We start from the raw sequence: 21,055 nt of genomic DNA, 5'->3' as shown, positions 1-21,055 counted from the left end.
CCGCTGCCGCAGGCTGCGATCGTGGCCGCAGGACATGCAAAAAGGCCACCGCGATTCAATTGAATGGCGGTGGCCTTTTTTACGACCGTTCCGGTCGATTGCAGCCCGCGGTAGCGGCTACAGCAAGCGATCCAACCCGTCGAGCAGGCGCTGCAGGGCGCCCTGATTGCTGCGCATCACCCGCAGTCCGGCATCGGCCATCTTCTGCGCATCCCGGGGCAACTCGAACAGGCGCTGCACCGCCACCGCCAGGCCATGGGCATCGTCCACTTCCTGCAGAGCGCCCGCCTGGCGCAACAGCGTCGCGATCTCCAGGAAGTTGAACAGGTGCGGCCCGCTCAGCACCGGCTTGGCCAGGGCCGCCGGCTCCAGCAGGTTGTGGCCGCCATTGGGCACCAGGCTGCCGCCAACAAAGGCACTGTCCGCCAGGGCATAGAGAAACAGCAGCTCACCCATGGTGTCGCCCAGCAGCACCGAGGTGCTGGCGCTGACCGGCTCGGCGCTGGAGCGGCGAATGGTCGCGAAGCCCTGCTGCCGGCACAGCTCGAACACCGGGTTGAACCGCTCCGGATGACGCGGCACCAGGATCAGCAAGGCATCCGGGTGGCTGGCCAGCAGTTGGCGATGGGCATCCAGCACCACGGTGTCTTCGCCTTCATGGGTACTGGCGGCGATCCACACCGGGCGTTCGCCGGCTTGCCATTGTTGGCGCAGCTCGCTGGCGCGCTCCAGCAGTTGCGGGTCGATGCTCAGGTCGAACTTGATCGAGCCCGTCACCTCGACCGTTTCCGGCCGCGCACCCAGCTGGCGAAAACGCTCGGCCTCGGCTTCGGTCTGCACCGCGAACAGGCTCATTTGCGCGAGCATCGGCGCGGTCAGTTTGTTGAACCGGCCATAACCTCGGGCCGAGCGTTCCGACAACCGCCCATTGGCCAGCGCCACGGGAATGCCGCGCTTGGCGCACTGGTGAATGTGATTGGGCCACAACTCGGTTTCCATGATCACCGCCAGCTTCGGCCGGACCCGATCGAGGAAACGCGCGGCGGCGCAAGGCAGGTCGTAGGGCAGGTAGCAGTGCTGGATGCGCGGCTCGTTGGCGAACAGCGCCTGGATGCGCTCCGAACCCGTTGGGGTCATGCAGGTGACCGTGATCGGCAGCTGTGGATAACGCGCCAGCAGGGCACGGATCATCGGCGCGGCGGCAATGCTTTCGCCCACCGACACCGCGTGCACCCAGATCCCGCCCGGCTGCATCGCCGGCAGCCCCCAGGAAAAACGTTCGCCGACCCGCCGGGCATAGGCCGGCGCCTTGCGCGCCCGCAGCCACAGACGAATCGCCACCAATGGCAGCCCCAGGTAAAACAGCGCGGTGTAGAGAGTTCTATTCATGGCGGCGGAGTTTATCGGCTTTTTCAACCAATCGCCCGCAAGTGCACGGCAAAACGCTCCGCCAGCCAATGCGCAGCCGGCCCCAGGGGTTCATCGCGGCGCCAGACCAGTTCCACCACCAGCGCCGGCGGGGTCCACTCGCTGGCCAACTCGACCATCTGGTTCTGGTAGGCCGGGTACTGCACCACATGCCGTGGTAGCCAGGCCCAGCCCAGGCCGCGCATCAGCAGTTCGGCCATCGCGTAGAAGCTGTCGGCGCGCCAGACTTGCGGGCTGAGCTGCTCGCCACTGGGGTAAGTGCTCAACTGCGGGGAAATCAGCAACTGCCGATGACGCCCCAGTTGCTGACGATCCACCTGTTTCTCGCCGGCCAGGGGATGCCCGACCGCGCACACCGTGACCATCTCGACGCTGCCCAGGGCCCGTCGCTCAAGGGCCTCGGACATCTGTTCATGGTGGAACAGCAAACCGAGGTCGGCCCGACGCTCCAGCAGCTTGCGCGCCACATCACCCTGGGCGCTGCTGGCCAGCTGGACCTCAAGACTGGGGAAGCGCTCGGACAACGCCTCAAGGCTATCGAGCACCGGCTGGAAAGGCATCGCCTCGTCCAGGGCCAGCCGCAAGCGCGCCTCCTCCCCCCGCATCAACGCCAGCGCCCGCCCATTCAAGCGCTCGCACTGGCGCAGCACTTCCCGCGCCTCCGCGAGCAAGGCACGACCGGCCTCGGTGAGCTTGGGCTGGCGACCGCTGCTGCGCTCGAACAAGAGCACGCCGAGATCGGCCTCGAGCAGCGCAATCGCGCTACTGACCGCCGATTGTGCCTTGTGCTGGTCACGAGCCACTGCGGAAAACGAACGCTGCTCGGCGACGCTGACGAACAGCCGCATCTGCTCCAGATTCCACTGCACATTCATGAGGCAACCCATCTTCAAAACAGATAGGTAATGACTTTACCCCATCTGTGCAATCTCTAGAATGCCGACCTCATCAAGCAAGCCCAAACACGAGGACTCTCCCATGAACGCTTACACCTACCTGGCCATCGCCATCTGCGCCGAAGTGATCGCCACTGTTTCGATGAAAGCGGTCAAAGGCCTGAGCACTCCCCTGCCGCTGCTGCTGATCATCGTCGGTTACGGCGTGGCCTTCTGGATGCTGACCCTGGTGGTGCGCACCGTGCCGGTGGGCGTGGCTTACGCGGTCTGGGCCGGCATGGGCATTGTCATGGTCAGCGTGGCTGCGCTGTTTCTCTACGGGCAGAAACTGGATATCCCGGCGATGCTCGGCATGGCCCTGATCGTCCTGGGCGTGGTGGTGATCCAGCTGTTTTCGAAGACCGCCGGGCACTGACCCCAGACCGACCGCCACGATGTAAAAAAGGCCACTGCGCTTCAACCGAAACGCAGTGGCCTTTTTGCAGGGCTCACAGTCTGCGGCAGCAGCAAGCCTTGATCGGCGACAAGCCTGCGCGGCTCGAGCCTGTATACTGCGCCCCTAGTCTTGAACACTGAGGTCGCTGCATGCCATCCGTTATTTCCACCGACGTGCTGATTGTCGGCGCCGGAGTCGCCGGCCTCTGGCTGAACGCCCGCCTGCGTCGCCAGGGCTTTTCCACTGTGCTGGTGGAGAGCGCCAGCCTCGGCGGCGGACAAAGCGTCAAGTCTCAGGGAATCATTCACGGCGGCGCCAAATATGCGCTGCACGGCGCCCTGACCGGCGCCTCGGAAGCCATCGCCGACATGCCGCGCCGTTGGCGCGAGGCCCTGGCCGGCAACGGCGAGCTGGACCTGTCCGGCGTGCGCCTGCTGTCCGAGGCCCATTATCTGTGGTCCCCCGGCACCCTGGCCGGCAACCTCACCAGCTTTTTCGCCAGCAAGGCCGTGCGCGGCCGCGTCGATCAGGTCAAGGGCGACCAGTTGCCGCCAGCCCTGCAGGACCGTCGCTTCAAGGGCAAGGTGTATCGCCTGGCCGAGCTGGTGGTGGACGTGCCGAGCCTGATCGGGCGCCTGGCCGAACTGGGCGGCGATAGCCTGCTGGCCGGGCAGAAGATCGAGCCCGTGCTGGAAAACGGGCAATTGCTGGGCCTGCGGGTCGATGACCGGGAAATCCGCGCGCAACGCATCGTGCTCAGCGCCGGCGCCGGCAATGCCGAGCTGCTGAGCAGCCTCGGCCTGAGCCAGCCGGCCATGCAACGCCGGCCGCTGCACATGGTGATCGTCAAGGGCCCGAGCCTGAAACCGCTGTACGCCCACTGCCTGGGCGGCGGGCCGAAACCGCGCATCACCGTGACCACCCACCCGGCGGCCGACGGCCAATGGGTCTGGTACCTGGGCGGCGATATCGCCGAAGCCGAAGGCGTGGCACGCGAGCCCGCGGCGCAGATTGCCGCCGCCCAGAAAGAACTCGGCAACCTGTTGCCATGGGTCGACCTCAGCCAGGCGCAATGGGCCACCCTGCGGGTGGATCGGGCCGAACCCGCACAATCGGGCCTGACCCGCCCGGACAACGCCTTCCTCGCCGAGCAGGACCGCCTGCTGGTCGGCTGGCCGACCAAGCTGGCCCTGGCCCCGGACTTCGCCGACCGGGTATTCGCCGCCCTCGAACGCGACGGCATCAAGCCAGGCCCCGCAACCCCGTTGCCGGAGCTGCCGAAGCCCGCCATCGCTCAACCGGCCTGGGAGCAACTGCTGCCATGAGCCAAGCGACCCTGCACGACCTGCATCGCCCCTTCGGCAGCACCGGGCTACTGGTGTCCCCGCTGGGCCTGGGCACCGTGAAACTCGGGCGCGACCAAGGGGTGAAATACCCCAGCGGCTTCCAGATTCCGGATGACACCGAAGCCCGCATGCTGCTCAAGCTGACCCGCGACCTGGGCATCAACCTGATCGACACCGCGCCGGCCTATGGTCGCAGCGAGGAGCGCCTGGGACCGCTGCTGCGCGGGCAACGCCAGGACTGGGTGATTGTCAGCAAGGTCGGCGAAGAGTTCGAAAACGGCCTGTCGCGCCACGACTTCAGCGCCGCGCATACCCGCCTGTCGGTGGAGCGCAGCCTGCAGCGCCTGGAAACCGACTTCATCGACCTGGTGCTGGTGCATTCCGACGGCAATGATCTGCACATCCTCGAGCAGTGCGAGGTGTACCAGACGCTGGCCGAGCTCAAGCAGGAAGGCAAGATCCGTGGCTTCGGCTTCTCCGGGAAAACCGTCGAAGGGGGTCTCAAGGCCCTGGAGCAGGGCGACTGCGCCATGGTCACCTACAATCTGAACGAACAGAACGAGAGAGCCGTCATCGATTACGCCGCAGCCCACGGCAAGGGCATTCTGGTGAAAAAGGCCCTGGCCAGTGGCCATGTGTGCCTGAGCCCGGGCGTCGACCCGGTTCGCGCCAGCTTCGAACTGCTGTTCGATCAACCGGGCGTCGCCAGTGCTATTGTCGGGACCATCAATCCGCTGCACCTGGCCCATAATGTCGCCACTGTCGCGCAGGTGTTGCGCAAAAACTGATGCCGCCCACGCGGCCGACCCCGACGCAAGAAGGAGCCGACATGCCGCGTACGCTCATAAGAAAAAACCCCAGCAACTTCAAGACCCTGCCGCTGTTCGTCGAAGCGACGCCCGAAGGCCTCAGCTACCAGAGCGTCGGCATGCCGCTGAACTTTGCGCAGACCCTGCAGCGGCGGCGCCCGGTCACGGTGGCCGACGCCGAACGCTTCGCCCTGGAACTGGCCAACCTCGGCGTCTCGGTACGCCTGACCCTGCATTGGCAGAACCGCGACTATTGGGTGCTGGTCCGCCAGCGCCGGCAGGACCGCGGCGATGTAGTGCTCAAGCTGATTTCCGGCTACGTCCCGGCCCATGAACTGAACCTGCCGCTGCATACCGCCATCCAGGAAATCGCCGAGGAATGCCTGCTGGAAACCCCGGAAGGCTGGCTCGGCGGGCGCTTCAACGACACCTGGCTGCCGGCGCCCTACTCGGCGGCCCTGCATTATCGCGAAGCCCTGCCCTTTCGCCTGACGCCGCTGTCGGGCGCGGCACGCCCGGTGCGCTGCGCCAATCTGCATCTGCTGGAACGGCCGCGAGCTTATGTGCACCTGCCCACCGCGTCGCTGCAGCTGATTTATGACCTGCGCCTGGACGTGCCGAAAGAAGCCAAGTCCCTGAGCCTGTTCCATGTCGACGAACGCCTGGAAGGCGAGCAACTGGTGGCACGCCTGGATCGCAAGCGCCCGGACCTGTACCTGATGCCGCTCAAGGACGGGCAGCCGTGCGCCGAGCTCTATACGTTGAAGAAGGATCAGTTGTACCCGGCGAGTACCCGCGGCCTGTACCTGGCCGAAAGTTTTGCCCAGCAGCAGGGCTGGCTGGTGCGTGACGAGCGGATTCGCTGGAAGGACTGGCTGAAGCAGCAGGGATTGAGCGCGCCGGAGAAGGATTCCAAGCTCCAGCGCTTTACCGGCAAGGCGCGGCAGATATTGCGCAAGATCGTCCCGGCCAAGACCAGCCGGCAACGTTGATTGCCAATCCGCCGACTCCAACTTTCGCAGGAGTCGGCGGGTTGGTATCAAGCCTTATTCGGTCTTGCGGATCTTCTCGACTATGGCCGTGGTGGAACTGTTCTCCACCAGCCCCAGCACCTTCACTGTGCCGCCATAAGCCTTGACGATATCGGCACCGACCACCTGGTCGACCGAGTAATCCCCGCCTTTGACCAGCACGTCCGGCTTGACCTGGGCCAGCAGGTTTTCCGGCGTGCCCTCGGGAAAGCTGATGACCCAATCCACCGCGCCCAGGCCGGCCAGTACCGCCATGCGCCGGTCGACGCTGTTGATCGGACGGCCAGGGCCTTTCAGGCGGCTGACCGAGGCATCGTCGTTGATCGCCACGATCAGGCGATCGCCTTGGGCCCGCGCCTGCTCGAGGTAGGTCACATGGCCGGCGTGGAGGATGTCGAAGCAGCCGTTGGTGAAGACGATCTTCTCTTTATGCGCACGCGCATCGTCGATCGCCAGCAGCAGCTGGTCGAGGCTCAGCACACCACGCTCGGAACCTTCTTCACGCTGGATCGCGCGACGCAGTTCCGGTGCGCTGATGGCCGCGGTACCCAGCTTGCCGACCACGATACCGGCAGCCAGGTTGGCCAGGGCCACCGCGTGTGGCAGCTCTTCACCGGCCGCGATCGCCGCCGCCAGGGTGGAGATCACGGTATCGCCGGCACCGGTGACGTCGAACACTTCACGAGCGCGGGCCGGCAAATGCAGCGCCGGGTGATCGGGGCGCAACAGGGTCATGCCGTGTTCGCCACGGGTCACCAGCAAGGCGCCCAGCTCCAGGTCGTGCATCAGCTTCGCGCCTTTGCTGACCAGGTCGTGCTCGTCGACGCAGCCGCCGACTATGGTTTCGAACTCGCTGAGGTTCGGGGTGATCAGGCTGGCGCCGCGATAAATCGAAAAGTCCTTGCCTTTCGGGTCCGCCAGCACCGGGATGCCACGGGCACGCGCGGCCTGGATCAGCGCCTGATGGTTCTTCAGGGCACCCTTGCCATAGTCGGACAACACCAGCACCTTGATGCCGTCCAGCAACCGGTCGACTTCAGCGCCCAACGCCAGGGCGTCGGTGGCGAAGGGTTCTTCGAAATCGATACGCAGCAGTTGCTGGTGCCGACTCATGACCCGCAGCTTGACGATGGTCGGCTGGTGGGCAATGCGTTGGAACAAGGCGCGGACGCCCGCCCCTTCAAGACTGTTGGAGAGGCTGTCGGCAGCCTCGTCGTCGCCGGTGACGCCGACCAGCGAGGCCGGTGCACCGAGCGCGGCAATGTTCAAGGCAACGTTCGCGGCACCGCCCGGGCGGTCCTCGATTTGCTCGACCTTGACCACCGGTACCGGCGCCTCAGGGGAAATCCGTGAGGTACCACCATGCCAGTAACGGTCGAGCATGACATCGCCGACCACCAAGACAGGGGCTTGATCGAATCGCGGCATGGACAACTTCATGGAGCAACCCACATACAAAATGAACAGGGGCGCGATATTAACACAGGGTGAACGCTGCCTAGTTCTACCGCTGCACGAGTATTCGCGATCGCCCCAAACTGTTCATTTATTGAGCAGAAGCGCCATGAGCCGGTCTGTCGCGCAGGCCAGACCGACCGTTTAGGTATCGATCTCGCAGTCGGGATAAAGCGGCGCTTCGTAGGGGCTGTCGAGCCCGGTGAAGTCCCGGATACGCCCCTCGCTTGCCGCCTGATACAGGCCTTTGGGGTCGCGCCGGGCACAGGCAGCGAACGATGTACTCACGTACACCTCGAGGAATTCTCCCGTTGCAAACAAGGCCCGGGCAGCGGCGCGCTCCGCGCGAAACGGTGAAATCGCCGAGACGATCACGATCAACCCCGCCTCCACCATCAACCTCGCCACCTCGGCCAGGCGCCGGATGTTTTCCTTGCGCGCCTCGGCGCCCATGCCCAGGTCACGACACAGGCCACCGCGCACGTTGTCGCCGTCGAGGACAAAGGTATGCAGGCCCTGCCCGTTCAGGCGCAGTTCCAGCAGGTTGGCCAGGGTCGATTTGCCGGCGCCGGACAAACCGGCCAGCCAGAGACAACACGGACGCTGCTGCTTGAGCGCCGCCCGCTCGACCGCGGTCAGGGACAGGCTGCTGGGGCGAATATCCGGTCGCGGGCAATGCGCCGGCAGGGATTCATTCATAACCGAGCATCTCGTAGTCGCGCTGGTACGCCCGACGCACCAGCCGCCGGGTGCGCACCGAGCAAAAGTCCCGGGCAGGCGCTTCGTGCCGTTGCCGCGATTCATTGAGGTGCGGCAGGGATTTGCTAACCCCCAGGTGCTCGCTGAGCAACTGATAGTCGCGCTGCAGGTGCTCCTGATAACCGATGAAGTCCATGTCCAGGCGCCCCATGGAATCCACCAGGAAGTCGGTCTGCGGAGCGAAATGCAGCTGTTTGTGGACATTTTCCGGGTGCAGCCAGCGGCCGACAAAATCGTCGAAATCGCGATAGTGGCTGACCAGCCGCTGGGCGGCCTGGTCGCGACGACTGAGTTCGTTGCCGCGCAGGAAGGCATAGGCCGAATAGGCCCGCTCCAGGGGATCGCGGACCACGGCGAACTTGAAGCTGCTGGCGAACTGCTGGGGAAACTGTTGCTCGTACCAGTACAGGGGCAGATGGCCTGGCGTCCAGCCGTCGAACAATGCCGAACACAGGCTGCTCCCCGCGCACTTGGGCACATGGATGAACACACAACCGTGCTGACGGAACGGCTCTGGAAAACGGACGTTGGCGGACATGGCCTTGTTCACCACCTGCCGGTCCACCACAGACAGGCGCCCAAGCAAGAACGCCCGTTGCGACTTGGGCAATAACTTCCACAGATAACGTTGCAGCATTCCAGTACCCGCGCGACGGGGTTGGCCCCCTCGATTCAGTCGACGATTGAGGCTGGAACCATAACAAGCACGAGACGCGGAATTATTTAGGCTCGGTCAAGACTGTAAGGGGCGGGATACAAAGACCGGCCGGCGCATTGCGCGCCGGGGTCGTTCCAGGATGGGCAGTGCCCACCCTGGCGTTGGCTCAGGCAATGCCTTCGGACGCGGGCTCGTCCAGGCCCATGGCATGCAGGCGCGAGTAGTAGCCGTTTTGCGCCAGCAGATCGACATGGGTGCCGCGCTCGACGATCCGCCCCTGGTCCATGACCAGAATCAGGTCGGCCTTCTCGATGGTCGACAGGCGGTGTGCGATCACCAGGGTGGTGCGCCCCTTCATCACCTTGTCCAGGGCCGCCTGGATATGCCGCTCGGACTCGGTATCCAGGGCCGAGGTGGCTTCGTCGAGAATCAGCAACGGCGCATTCTTCAACAGGGCCCGGGCAATCGCCAGACGCTGGCGCTGGCCACCGGAGAGCAGCACGCCGTTCTCGCCGACCTGGGTGTCCAGGCCTTCGGGCAGCTGCGAAATGAAGTCCATGGCATAGGCATCCGCCGCCGCCTTCTCAATCTCTTCCCGCGGCGCCCCGGCCAGGTCGCCATAAGCAATGTTGGCGGCCACGCTGTCGTTGAACAGGGTCACATGCTGGGTCACCTGGGCCACATGCCGACGCAGGTTGCGCAGGCGGTAATCCTCGATCTCCACGTCATCGAGGAGAATCTGCCCCGTTTCGTGGTGATAGAAGCGCGGAATCAGGCTGGCCAGGGTCGACTTGCCGCTGCCGGAGCGGCCGACCAGCGCGATCATCTGCCCGGGAGCCGCGGAGAAACTGATGTCCTTCAGCACTTCACGATCGGTGCCCGGATAGGTGAAGCTCAGGTTGCGCACGTCCAGGCGACCCTCGATGCGCTCACGCTCGACCTGGCCCCGATCGACTTCAGGCTCGACGTCCAGTTGTTCGAAGATGCTTTCCGCACCCGCCACGCCTTTCTGGATGGTCGAACTGACTTCCGAGAGTTGGCGAATCGGCTTGGGCAGCAGGCCCGCCGCGGTGATGTAGGCCACCAGGTCGCCCGCGGTGGCATCGCCACGCAGGAACAGCACCAGGAACATCAGCACCGCCATGGCGGAGTAGATCACCAACTGCAGCATCGGCGTGTAGACCGCACCGGTCTTGGTCATGCGCAGCTGCTTGTCGGTGTTGCTCTGGCTGGCGTCGACGAAACGCTGCTGCTCGTAGCTTTCGCCACCGAAGCTGCGAACCACGCGATAGCCTTGAATGGTCTCGGAGGCCACGTGGGTCACATCGCCCATCGCCACCTGGATCTTCTTGCTCTGCTTGCGGAATTTCTTGCTGGTGCTGCCAACCATGACCGCAATCAACGGCAAGATCGCCAGCATCACCAGGGTCAGCTTCCAGTTCATCCACAACAGGTAGACGAACAGGAACACCACCGTCAGGCCTTCGCGAATCACCACCTTGATGGCGTCGGTGGCGGCACCGGTGACCATGGTGACGTTGAAGGTGATGCGGGAAATCAGATGCCCGGAGTTGTGGGTATCGAAATAGCGGTTCGGCAGGACCAGCAGTTTGTTGAACAGCTCGACCCGCAGGTCATGCACCAACCCCAGGGAAACCTTCGCCAGGTAGTAGTTGCCGAGGAAGGAGCCAAGCCCCTGCCACGCCGCGATCAGGATGATCAGCAGCGGCACCGCCATCAATAGCTGCAAGTCGCGCAGATAGGGAACGTTGGGGAAGAGCACCGCTTCGGGATTGCTCAAGCCGTCGACGAAATATTTGAGAATGCCCGCCAGCATCGGCTGGGTGGAGGCAAATATCACGAAGCCCACGATACTCAGCAGGAAAATGCCAATGTAGGGTTTTACATACCCCAACAGCCGAAAATAGATTTTCAGGCTGGAGTCCTGTTCCGCTTTACGCGGTGCGTCACTCATCGTCGAACTCACTGTTTAGGAGGAACGCGGGATTTTATCACAGCCTGTGTGACTGCCCCGCGCCCAGACCAAAACAGTAGCCAGACCGATCGGCAGCCAACTGATGAACCATTCGGCGCGAGGGGTTCCGGTCAGGCTCGCGGCATCGAACTGCATGGCCAGGAAGGAGAACAGCCAGATCCCGATGACGCCCCGGCCATAGAGCGTTTCACGGGCGCGCCAGGCTTCGCGCAGCGCTGCAAACCAGGCCACGACCCAGAGCAAGAGCCCAGGAATCCCCAGTTCGATGGCAATGTGGCTGAACAGGTTATGGGCATGATCGAAAGCCTGCCCTTCGGCATGCACGCTATAGCCTGAACCCAGGCCGAGGCCTGTCCATGGATGCTCGGCGATCATCTGCAGGCTGGCCATCAGGATCTGCGGGCGAAAGGAAACACCACGCGCCAGGACCAAAGGTTCGAGAAACCAGAATGCCGACATTGCCAGCAACAATGCCGCCGCCGCGAATATTCGGCTGAGTCGGTCACGGCACCAGATCGGCATCGCCAGCACGGTCAGGAACAGGGCCAGGGCAGCACCGCGGCTCTGGCAGAGCACGACAAATCCACCGAGCAGCGCCAACGCCACCAGCCACACCGCTTGAAGGGCGCGAGTACGCGGCACCCAGTGCAGCAGCCAGATAGCGGCCAGGCCGATGACATAACCACCCAGGATCGGATGAGCCAACTCCCCCAACCCCACAAGGCGCGCCCACCAGACATTTCCGTTGATCCAGTAGAACTGGATGATGGCCATCAGCGCCGTCACCGCCAGCCCCAGTCCGCCCCACTGCATGACGCGGATCACCCGCTCAGTCCGGGCATTGGCGAAAACCGGGAAGAACAACAGGAACACTACGATGTACAGCAAGCGCTTGGCCTCACGCGACGGGTCCGCCGCCTGCGTCCATAGCAGGCTGACCAGCCCCCATATCGCCAACCCCAGCAACGTCAGGCCAAGCCAGCGCTGGGCATACCACCATTCGACCAGGCGTTGGCGCGCGGGCCAGGCCAGAATCATCGCCGGCAACCACAAAAAGGCCACCAGCCCCTGTTGGTAGAGCTTGTTGGTGGGCGCCAGTGCGATGGCCAGCAAAAACCATAGCAACCCGATGGTCATCCATACTTGCGCCCAGCGTGTGGCCTGCATCTACTCACTCCTAAATGGGTCACCCAGCCAACCCGGCATGGTTAAAACAACAACTTTTCGGCATCATTGCCCGCCACTGTGCCCGCCACTTCGACAAGGCTTCCTACGATGCAATGCTCCCGGCTTCCCCAAGCCACTTTGAATCAGATGATTGAAGGCGCCAGAATTCTGGAGGCCGACAGTTACGGCCCGAAAGTCTACCTGTTGCAGGATGGGAATATTCTGAAACTGTTCCGGCGCAAGCGTCTTTTTTCATCCGCCCTGTTTCGGCCTTATTCGAAGCGCTTCATCGACAACGCCGCGCGCCTGGAACAACTCGGCGTTCCCACGCTGCAGGTTCTGGACTTCTACCGCCTGGAACAACCCGGCATGACCGCGGTGCTCTACCGACCGCTGCCAGGCGAAACCCTGCGCCAGGTCGCCAGCAAGGAAGGCTTCGACTGGCAACAGACCTTGCCGGCCCTGGTCGAGCTGATTCGCAGCCTGCACAACTCGGGGATCTACTTTCGCTCGCTGCACCTGGGCAACATCGTCATCACCCCGGATAACCGCTTCGGCCTGATCGATGTGGCCGACATGCGTTTTTTCCGCGGGCCATTACCGCGCCATCTGGTCAAACGCAACCTGCAACACTTCGCCCGTTATATTGCCCGGGAGAAGCTGAACGGGAGCTTTCCGATACAAGCGCTGGAACAGGCGCTACTTTCGGCATGACAGCAGGGAGGTAGCAGCCTGGCTGAAGCGCTGCCAGGCCAGGTCGGGGGCCAGCGCCGCATACTGATCCGCCGCGATGCTCTGGGCGGGCAGGCCGAGGGCCTGAAGAATGGCCTCTTGCCAGGCGTCGATATCATTCACCGGCGCATAACGCCCGGTGTCAGCCAACTGCTCACGGAACACTGGCAAATCGCTGGTCAGCACCGGTACACCAGACATCACGGCTTCCTGCAGGATCAGCCCCAGGCCCTCGTCCAGCGACGGGATGGCCACCCAGTCGAATGCCTTGTAAAGCACCGCCGCATGCTTCAAATGCCCAGGCAGCGAAACCCTGTCCTGCAGGCCCAGCTGATTGATGCGGGCCTCGAGCGCTGTGCGGTTCGAGCCCTCGCCGATAATCACCAGACGCATCTCCGGCCGGCTCGCCAGGGCCTTGGCGAAGGCCTCCAGCAGGCAAGCAAACCCTTTATCGTCCACCAGACGGCCGACCGCGCCGAATACCGGAACATCGTCCACGGGCAGGCCGAGGGTGGCCCGGGCCTCGGCACGCGGCAGCAGCCTTGCATTGAACTCCTGCGGGTCGAACGCGCTGCGCAAAGCCGTCACCGGCATCTGCAAATCGTATTCGAGGGATGACGCCAGGGTCTGCGAAACGGCCGCGAGAGTCAGCTGCGAGGCGGGGAACTGCCGGAACAGCTGCTGATCCTTGCGGTGCAAGCGCGTGGAGCCGTGGATCACCACCACCGCACGCATGTGCGGCAATGACTTGAGGACCGGCAACAAGGTACGCGCCACCCCCAGGCCATCGAGCAACAACACCTGGGCATCGCTTTCCCGCAACGCCTTGCGAAAGCGAGCCCGCAGCCAGGGTTTGAGCAAGCGCCAGAAATGCTTGCCCTTCAGGCGCGCCGACGACAGGTTCCACTCCCGGCATTCCCCCACTTCGGCAACGCATCCGGTGGACGAACCTTGCAGCAGCCAAGTCTTGACCACAGAGCCTGGCTCGGTCTGAGAGAGGATCTGCTGGTGAACCTTGTGAACGGAGGCAAATGCACTGCCGCCTGCCCACATGATGTTGAGAATGCTCATTGGGCACATAGCCCTTTCGCGGTGTTCGGGAAAGTGAAACCGGTAGAACTAATGGATAAACCAGCCAATACCGACTCCAGCCAACAGGACTAAAACAAGCTTGATTTGCTCGCGACGACTGCGCCGAGCCTTCCGCTGCCGCTCGGCGGCAGTCTCCACATGCAGACCGAAGCCTGTATGCAGCATCGCGTCGCCTTCCAGGCTGACAGCCGTCAGGTTCAGCTCAGCATAGCGCTTGGACAGCGCTTTCTCGCCTCCGTGCCCGGCGAAAGGCGCACACAGTCGATACTCCGCCATCCGGCGCAGGCCCGGGTTCAGGGAAAAGCTCTGCCACTCGGGTTTGTCGGAGATCAGCGGATAACAGGGCACGCCGCCGATCAACTCGCGGGCACCCAAATGGATGTAGGGACTATGGACTCGCAGGTCATGGGCATAACTGCGCAACCAGACCTGCAGGATGTCCGGGCGCTGCTCGAGAATCGCTTTCGAATCCTCGACAAAGCCCGGGCGATAGAACTCCCAATCGTCTTCGCAATGGAAGATATAGGGGGTCTTGACCTGCTCGTAGGCCAGGTCGATCGACGCCAATTGCCCAAGCTTCGGCCGGTTGACGAAGAAGGTACAGTGATCTTTCCAATGGGCGGGCACAGCCGTGCGCACCCGCTCGTCGCCAGCATCTTCGGTGATGAAGACTTCGCGGATCGGCGCGCTGTTGAAGCGATCGAAACTCTCCAGCGTGAGCTTGAGCAGGTCCAGACGACCGCAACTGGTGACCACCAGCGTGATGTCACTCTCTTGACTAAACTGCACTTGATTCTCACCTACGACAAAGTGCGATCACTATTAAGGGCTCAGTGATCGCTGTCAAACACCCAGCTTCGAGCGTACGCGCTCGATAAGGCTCAAGGGTGCACGAGGCCGCAATGCGGGCTGAAGTTCCTCGACAATACGCTGCCCGATACGGGCGAAGCTGAACTGAGAGACCGCCAGATCGCGGCCGTTTCGCGCGATGCTCTGCGCCAGGGCCGGATCGGCGCGCAACATGGCGAGTTTTTCCTGCAATTGCGGGATGTTCTGATAAAAGACCACGTTGTGCAGGTCCTGCAAGCCCAGCGCACGGTTTTCCGCCTCACCCTGGTCGAATGCCAGCAACACACAGCCACAGGCCATGGCCTCGAAATTCTTGATCATGTATTCGCCCATGCCGACGTCGGCACTGACGAAAAAGCGGATACGGTTGAGGGTGTCGCAATACTCTTCGCCCGACTTGGTCCGCGTCACCACCAGGGGCTCGACCTGGCCGAGTTCGTCGAGCAGCGCCTTGCGTCCGCTGTAGGCCACGCTGTTGGTGCTGCCGACGAATGCCAGTTCGATGTCCCGCTCGCGGCCCTGATCCTGCAGCAGGCTCTGGTCGTAGCCCTTGGGCACGAATACCGCGTCGAAACCTTCCTGGCGCAAGCGCTCGCTGACCATGAACCCCGAGCTGATCACCCGTGCCCACGGCAGGCGGCGGTAGTGCGCACTGAACTTGCCGGTGTACTTGCAAGGGATGTAGTTCTGGTAGGCGTCGTGCTCGAGGATCACCAGGTTGGGAATGCTGCGGATGAACCTCGCCTGGCGGATTTCCTGCTTGAAACGCAGGAAGAACACGATGCGGTCGTAGCGCGATACATCCACCTCACGGCGAAAATAGCCACGCAGGTTGCGCTGCTCGTCGCTGCTCAACCACCGCAGGTCGCATTCGCAATGAGCGGCAACGCCTTCGTACAGGCGGTCCAGAATGGCCCGCTGTTCTTTCTGCACCAGAAATAGAACCTTCATCATCTTCCTTGCAGCCGTGAGCAACCGGACAAAAGAGCGAAACTACCCTGGCCGACAGGCAAAAGGGTGTCATGCAATATCAATTTACAAACGCCAGAACAGCTCATGCCGGCGTACCGCCTTGCGAAAAAACTCGTTCTCGCCATAAGGCGAAGCGGCGCGGCGCGCCAACCCACGCTGCAGAACCCGGCGCAGGCGGCGCTTGAACGGCGCCCGTGGCTGTAGGTCATGCATCATGCCCAGGGCCATCGCCTTGTCGCGCTGCTGTTCAACCGACAGCAGCAAGCAGCAGGGCCTGAGCTCCTGGGCCGGGTCGAACACTGGCGGCAGCGCAATGCCCGCCCCCGAATCGCCCATCGGCCAGCGATCGTTGTCATGCAGGTGGTTGGCATAACCGAGCAAGGTGGTCGGCTGCCACTCCAGCCCCTGCAACGCTTCCAATACCGCCTGCTGGGCGCAGATGTGGTCCGGATGCGGGTCGAGTGTCGGATGCGGCAGCACAATCACCTCGGGGCGCGCCTTGAGCAACAGCGCCCGCAGGTCGGCCAAGAGATTGTTCCAGGTCGGCGCGCCATCGGCATCCGCCGGCAGCGGGAACGGATTGAACTGGCGGAACAGGCGGATATCCGACAGCTCGGCCTCGCGGGACACCACAGGCCGATTCGGCGCCGCCTGCATGGCCGGCAGTTGCAGGCAGAAATACCCCAGCTGCACACAGCGCGCCTCGGCAACCCCGGCCCAACGCGGCACCGCGATGCTGTCCCAGGCCCGCAGCCGGCCCTTGATCCGCGCCGCATCGGCAGCGTTCATGCCCATCCGCTGGTAATGCTCGGCCTCGATCTCGCCAGCGGTCAGCGTGACGATCCAGCTTTCGTCGGCCTGGCTGTACAGACCGAAGGCGGCCAGTTCGGCATCGTCGGCGTGGGGGGCGATGACCATCACCCGCTGGTGGCGATAGTCCGGCTCGCGGAACACCGACAACAGCGGCTCGCCGTGCACCCGGCAGAAACGCCCACGCAGTTGCAACTCGCCGCTGGCCAGAGGTCGTGCCAGCCCGCTGAGGTTGAGATAACGCAAGCCGTTCACGCCGCGCTCGAACGTCTGCCAATCCTGCCCCGCCAGGGAGACGCAAGGATCGAAAAAGCGCCCCAGCCAGGTGCTGCTGACCTTTACCGCAAGGATCAGGGTTTCATCCCCCGCCAAGTCGATCGCCTGGTCCAGCACCAGGCGCTCCTTGTCCAGGTGGACCTTGGGCTGCTCGGTGCCGAACGGGAAGCTGTACTGATAATCGTCCCGGGGCGAATAAAACAGGTGGTCGGCGAACCAGGCTTCATGGGCCACCCAGGCCAGCACCGCAAGCAGCAGCGGCAGCCACCAGGCCACCAGCACACCGACGGCCATCAGCACCAGCAGGCCAATCAGCAGAGCGAGGCGCTTCTGCCGCCGATGGCGTTTGAGCAACTGTTGCTTGCGACTCGGTGGCTGATTCATACCGTGAACACCGGAACGGGGTTGCACCAGCGATCCTTGTACTCGCGATCGGCGCGACCGAAGGAGAAACGCAGCGGCTTGTCGATGGCCCGCGCCTGTTCCCAGGCACTTTGCGTATTGAGGAAACTCAACACGCTGCCAGGGCTGAACTCGCGGGTTTCAGGATCGACGCCACCGTTGATGTATTCGACGCTGATCCACTCCGGCGCTTCGACCCGGTACACCAATTGAATGGCGATCGGCGCATCGTTGAGGAAAATCACCGAGCCGATCAGCAGCTCGCGCAGCAACTCGATGACTTCGGCCATGCGCTCGGCACCGGTGGCCGGGAAACCCCAGCGCCGCTGGAACAGATCGCAGTAGATGGTCGCCAGCTCCTGGCTGGAAAACTCGCTGACCGGGCGTACCACGCCGCCTGCCTCTTCCAGCAGGCGCAGCTCGCGGCGCTGGTTGTAGCGAAACTTCTTCGACAGCTCTTCAGGGGTGCGGGCCATGGCCAGTTGTTCGGCCTGGAGCTTGAGGGTGCTGAAGCGGCCCTGGTTCAAGGCCGACAGGTAACGGCCGCGATGGCGCAGCGGGGCCTGGGCGTCAGGCGCGGCCGGCAGGATCAGCTCGGCGTTGCCCAGGTCGAACAGGCCTTTCTTGCCACTGCGCTTGAGCACGTCCTTGGACAGCGCCAGGTCGCGCCCCCAGGTCGGGATCGCCGCCCGCAGTTCGCCGGCCTGTTCCCAGGCCAGGTAGCGGACCGGGATGCCTGCCAGGTTCGCCAGGCGCGCCACCACCAAAGGATGGGTGGCGACGCTGCCGCCAAAACGCTGCCAGGCGGCGGCATAAGTCGAGGCGTCGACGACCGACCAGCCACGCTCGCGCCAGCCTTGGAATCGATTGAGCATCAGGCCCTCGCGGTCAGATCGGTAACTTGCGGCAGACGCCAGAAGGCGTCGCGAACAGCACGGTCGGAGAATCGCTCGCGCAGGCGCTCGAACATCAGCTCGGCGCACAGCAAGCGCTGGTTCTCATCCATTCCGGCCAGGTGCTGCAAGCCCTGGGCCATATGTTCGGCATCGCCCAGCGGGAACAGGATGCCGACGCCTTCGACCACTTCCTTGGCCCCGCCACAGGCCGTCGCCAGCAGAGGCACGCCGGCGGCCATGGCCTCCAGCAACACCATGCCGAAGGGCTCGTGGTCGGAGCTCAGGGCGAAGGCATCGAAAGCGCGGAAGAAACGCCGGGCTTCTGTGACCTGGCCGAGGAACAGCACGCGGTCGGCGATGCCCAGCTCGCGGGAAAGGTCCTTGAGGTTCTGCTCCAGGCGCCCGCTGCCGAGAATCGCCAGCTGGCTTTCCCGAGGCAGCCCCGGCAATGCCGCGGCGAACCCGCGCAGCAGGGTGGCCTGATCCTTGTCCGGGTGCAGGCGCCCGACATTGCCGACGATCCAGGCGGAAGACGACAGCCCCAGTTCCCGGCGCGCTTCGGCCTTGGGCAACTGGGTCGCCTGCAAGGCTTCGACGTCGATCCGGTTGTACAGCGTCTGGATCCGCGCCGCCGGCCACTGCGGCAGGCAGCCGCGCATGTCGTCGCGCACCGCATCGGAGACGCCGAGCAGGCTCAAACGCTTGCGGAACAGATTGGCGAACAGCCGGCGACTGCCGCGCTGATAGTCGCCAAACGCATGATGCACGCCGATCACCGGCAACGCGGTGCCCAGCAATGCGATGTAGATCGGCTTGAAACGGTGGGCGATGCAGAAGCTGAAGTTGCGCGACGCGGCGATCTTGCGCAGGTCGCGTATCGCCCCCAGCTTCAGGCCACGAATGGCCTTGGAGCTGTATTCCATGAACAGCACTTCGTCGCTGGCGCAGCCATCGGCCACCTCGGCATCGGCGACCCCGGTGAGGAACACCGTGGTCACGCGATAACCGCTGCCCGCGAACAGGCTGGCGTATTGCCGGGCACAGTCCAGGAACGGCCCGTCATAGCCGTGGCAGAACTGCAGGACGTGGCGCTCAGCCGAGCGTGTCATAAGGGTCCACGCCGTCTTTGACTACCAGGATGTCTTCCATGATCAGGTACTGCAGATCGGAGCCGAAGAACATGTTCAGGGCGTCGGTCGGCGAGCAGATCATCGGCTCGCCACGGCGGTTGAGCGAGGTGTTCAGCGACACGCCGTTGCCGGTCAGGACTTCCAGGGCCTTCATCATGTCGTAGTAGCGCGGGTTGTATTCGCGCTTGAGCACCTGGGCCCGGGAAGTGCCGTCTTCGTGGACCACTTCCGGCACACGGGTCTTCCACTCTTCCGCCACTTCGAAGGTGAAGGTCATGAACGGCGCCGGGTGATCGACCTTGATCATCTGCGGACCGACGGTGTCGAGCATCGACGGGCAGAAAGGCCTCCAGCGCTCGCGGAACTTGATCTGCTCGTTGATACGGTCGGCCACGCCGGTAGCGCTCGGGCAACCGATGATCGAACGACCGCCCAGGGCACGCGGACCGAACTCCATGCGGCCCTGGAACCAGGCCACCGGGTTGCCGTCGACCATGATCCTGGCGATACGCTCGGGGGTGTTGTCGATCTGGCGCCAGGCCGGCTTGTTCGGGTGACGGGCGCAGGCAGCGATCACGTCTTCGTTGCTGTAGGACGGGCCGAGGTAGACGTGTTCCATCTTCTCCACCGGCACGCCGCGCGCGTGGGAAACATAGGCCGCGGCACCGACTGCGGTACCGGCATCGCCGGACGCCGGTTGCACGAACAGCTCTTTGACTTCCGGACGGGCGATGATCTTCTGGTTCAGCTTGACGTTCAGCGCACAGCCGCCGGCGAAGGCCAGCTTGCCGGTTTCCTTGAGGATGTCGCCCAGGTAGTGGTCGATCATCTGCAGCGCCAGCTTCTCGAACAGCGCCTGCATGCTGGCCGCGTAGTGGATGTACGGCTCGTCGGCGATATCGCCTTCGCGCTTCGGACCCAGCCACTCGATCAGCTTCGGCGAGAAGTAGAAACCCTTGCCCTTCTCTTTATAACGGCGCAGGCCGATGACGTTGGCGTAATCGGTGTTGATCACCAGTTCGCCGTTTTCAAAGCTGGCCAGGCGGGAGAAGTCGTACTTGCTGGCATCGCCGTACGGCGCCATGCCCATGACCTTGAACTCGCCGTCGAGCATCTCGAAGCCGAGGAACTCGGTGATCGCGCCATACAGGCCGCCCAGGGAGTCCGGATCGTAGAACTCCTTGATCTTGTGGATCTTGCCGTTTTCGCCGTAGCCGAAGAAGGTGGTGGCGTACTCGCCCTTGCCGTCGATCCCGAGGATCGCGGTTTTCTCCTTGAAGCCGGAGCAGTGGTAGGCGCTGGAAGCGTGGGCCAGATGGTGCTCGACCGGCTCGATCTTGATCTTCTTCGGATCGAAGCCCAGTTGCTCGAGGCACCAGACGATCTTGTTGCGATAGCGCTTGTAGCGACGGTTGCCCATCAGGATCGCGTCAAGGGCGCGGTCCGGGGCGTACCAGTAACGCTTGGCGTAGTGCCAGCGGGCCTTGCCGAACAGGCTGATCGGTGCGAATGGAATCGCCACCACGTCAACGTCGGAAGGCTTGATACCGGCCTGTTCCAGACAGAACTTCGCCGATTCGTAGGGCATGCGGTTCTTTGCATGTTTATCGCGTACGAAGCGCTCTTCTTCGGCAGCCGCCACCAGCTTGCCGTCGATGTACAGCGCTGCGGAAGGATCATGGCTAAGGGCGCCGGACAGGCCAAGAATCGTCAATGCCACAGGGGTCTAGCCTCTTAAGTCTGCATGCAGGCGACGTGCGCCTGGAATTAATGTGCTCCCCGCCAGGGGCGAGAAACAGCTAAAGGGCGGGATTATAGCGTAAACCTGCCGCGGGATGATCCCTGACGTTTCAGCGCCGGGCGCTGGCGCCAAATATGGCTTGCGAGGGATCTGTAGCCGCTGCCGCAGGCTGCG

19 protein-coding genes are annotated in these 21,055 nt (G+C 63.5%); 5 read left to right on the top strand and 14 right to left on the bottom strand.

The features are described 5' to 3' along the window. Positions 1-117: 117 nt before the first annotated feature. Both waaA and H0I86_RS02645 read right to left on the bottom strand, forming a co-directional pair. A complete protein-coding gene (gene waaA, locus H0I86_RS02650) occupies positions 118-1,389 on the bottom strand; it encodes a lipid IV(A) 3-deoxy-D-manno-octulosonic acid transferase (RefSeq protein ID WP_180923916.1) in 1,272 nt (423 codons plus the stop codon). 23 nt (positions 1,390-1,412) lie between these two features. Then, positions 1,413-2,297: a LysR family transcriptional regulator gene (locus tag H0I86_RS02645; RefSeq protein WP_162096366.1), complete on the bottom strand. Its 885-nt coding sequence runs from the start codon at positions 2,295-2,297 to the stop codon at positions 1,413-1,415. Positions 2,298-2,406: 109 nt separating this feature from the next. Here H0I86_RS02645 and H0I86_RS02640 point away from each other — a divergent pair, with 109 nt between their 5' ends. From H0I86_RS02640 to H0I86_RS02625, 4 genes are all read left to right on the top strand, one after another. Next, positions 2,407-2,739: a DMT family transporter gene (locus tag H0I86_RS02640; protein ID WP_007921448.1), complete on the top strand. Its 333-nt coding sequence runs from the start codon at positions 2,407-2,409 to the stop codon at positions 2,737-2,739. Positions 2,740-2,909: 170 nt separating this feature from the next. Then, the gene (locus H0I86_RS02635) at positions 2,910-4,085 is read left to right on the top strand and encodes an NAD(P)/FAD-dependent oxidoreductase (protein ID WP_101281711.1); all 1,176 of its coding nucleotides are present in this window, start codon (positions 2,910-2,912) and stop codon (positions 4,083-4,085) included. Continuing rightward, on the top strand, positions 4,082-4,894 hold the full coding sequence (locus tag H0I86_RS02630) for an aldo/keto reductase (RefSeq protein WP_028683746.1): 813 nt from the start codon (positions 4,082-4,084) through the stop codon (positions 4,892-4,894). Before H0I86_RS02635 ends, H0I86_RS02630 begins: the two co-directional genes overlap by 4 nt. 41 nt (positions 4,895-4,935) lie before the next feature. Further along, positions 4,936-5,907: a metal ABC transporter ATPase gene (locus H0I86_RS02625; protein WP_180923914.1), complete on the top strand. Its 972-nt coding sequence runs from the start codon at positions 4,936-4,938 to the stop codon at positions 5,905-5,907. A 54-nt stretch (positions 5,908-5,961) separates the two neighbouring features. On the opposite strand, the gene hldE is transcribed toward H0I86_RS02625, so the two are convergent. The 5 genes from hldE to H0I86_RS02600 all read right to left on the bottom strand — a co-directional run bounded on the left by hldE (position 5,962) and on the right by H0I86_RS02600 (position 11,981). Then, positions 5,962-7,386, bottom strand: a complete 1,425-nt coding sequence (gene hldE / locus H0I86_RS02620) for a bifunctional D-glycero-beta-D-manno-heptose-7-phosphate kinase/D-glycero-beta-D-manno-heptose 1-phosphate adenylyltransferase HldE (RefSeq protein ID WP_023970189.1) — start codon at positions 7,384-7,386, stop codon at positions 5,962-5,964. Positions 7,387-7,545: 159 nt separating this feature from the next. After that, on the bottom strand, positions 7,546-8,100 hold the full coding sequence (gene cysC, locus H0I86_RS02615) for an adenylyl-sulfate kinase (protein WP_180923912.1): 555 nt from the start codon (positions 8,098-8,100) through the stop codon (positions 7,546-7,548). Further along, positions 8,093-8,797, bottom strand: a complete 705-nt coding sequence (locus tag H0I86_RS02610; protein WP_180923911.1) for a sulfotransferase family 2 domain-containing protein — start codon at positions 8,795-8,797, stop codon at positions 8,093-8,095. The genes cysC and H0I86_RS02610 overlap by 8 nt, the downstream gene beginning before the upstream one ends. A 187-nt stretch (positions 8,798-8,984) precedes the next feature. Further along, the gene (gene msbA, locus H0I86_RS02605; RefSeq protein ID WP_180923909.1) at positions 8,985-10,793 is read right to left on the bottom strand and encodes a lipid A export permease/ATP-binding protein MsbA; all 1,809 of its coding nucleotides are present in this window, start codon (positions 10,791-10,793) and stop codon (positions 8,985-8,987) included. Between the two features lie 15 nt (positions 10,794-10,808). Continuing rightward, complete coding sequence (locus tag H0I86_RS02600; RefSeq protein WP_180923908.1) at positions 10,809-11,981, bottom strand: O-antigen ligase family protein; 1,173 nt, start codon at positions 11,979-11,981, stop codon at positions 10,809-10,811. Between the two features lie 108 nt (positions 11,982-12,089). Between H0I86_RS02600 and H0I86_RS02595 the strand changes: the two genes are divergently transcribed. After that, positions 12,090-12,695: a BUD32 family EKC/KEOPS complex subunit gene (locus tag H0I86_RS02595; protein WP_124337401.1), complete on the top strand. Its 606-nt coding sequence runs from the start codon at positions 12,090-12,092 to the stop codon at positions 12,693-12,695. On the opposite strand, the gene H0I86_RS02590 is transcribed toward H0I86_RS02595, so the two are convergent. The 7 genes from H0I86_RS02590 to H0I86_RS02560 form a co-directional block, all read right to left on the bottom strand. Continuing rightward, on the bottom strand, positions 12,681-13,784 hold the full coding sequence (locus tag H0I86_RS02590) for a glycosyltransferase (protein ID WP_180923906.1): 1,104 nt from the start codon (positions 13,782-13,784) through the stop codon (positions 12,681-12,683). The genes H0I86_RS02595 and H0I86_RS02590 overlap by 15 nt on opposite strands. A 48-nt stretch (positions 13,785-13,832) precedes the next feature. Beyond that, positions 13,833-14,594, bottom strand: a complete 762-nt coding sequence (locus tag H0I86_RS02585; RefSeq protein WP_180923904.1) for a glycosyltransferase family protein — start codon at positions 14,592-14,594, stop codon at positions 13,833-13,835. A gap of 54 nt (positions 14,595-14,648) precedes the next feature. After that, positions 14,649-15,605: a glycosyltransferase family protein gene (locus tag H0I86_RS02580; RefSeq protein WP_180923903.1), complete on the bottom strand. Its 957-nt coding sequence runs from the start codon at positions 15,603-15,605 to the stop codon at positions 14,649-14,651. An 84-nt stretch (positions 15,606-15,689) separates the two neighbouring features. Continuing rightward, on the bottom strand, positions 15,690-17,096 hold the full coding sequence (locus H0I86_RS02575) for a PIG-L deacetylase family protein (RefSeq protein ID WP_180923902.1): 1,407 nt from the start codon (positions 17,094-17,096) through the stop codon (positions 15,690-15,692). Further along, entirely contained in the window at positions 17,093-17,989 is an 897-nt protein-coding gene (locus H0I86_RS02570; RefSeq protein WP_180923900.1) for an antimicrobial resistance protein Mig-14, read from the bottom strand. The genes H0I86_RS02575 and H0I86_RS02570 overlap by 4 nt, the downstream gene beginning before the upstream one ends. Beyond that, positions 17,989-19,119, bottom strand: coding sequence for a glycosyltransferase (locus H0I86_RS02565; protein WP_180923898.1), 1,131 nt, complete (start codon positions 19,117-19,119; stop codon positions 17,989-17,991). Before H0I86_RS02565 ends, H0I86_RS02570 begins: the two co-directional genes overlap by 1 nt. Next, positions 19,103-20,860 (bottom strand): carbamoyltransferase family protein, encoded by a 1,758-nt coding sequence (locus H0I86_RS02560; RefSeq protein WP_124318874.1) that lies wholly within the window; start codon positions 20,858-20,860, stop codon positions 19,103-19,105. Before H0I86_RS02560 ends, H0I86_RS02565 begins: the two co-directional genes overlap by 17 nt. Positions 20,861-21,055: the final 195 nt, after the last annotated feature.

Origin of the sequence: Pseudomonas chlororaphis subsp. aurantiaca, assembly GCF_013466605.1 — a bacterium.
In the GTDB taxonomy this organism is placed as follows: Bacteria; Pseudomonadota; Gammaproteobacteria; order Pseudomonadales; family Pseudomonadaceae; genus Aquipseudomonas; species Aquipseudomonas chlororaphis_I.
This window is presented reverse-complemented; position numbering and strand designations above follow the sequence as displayed.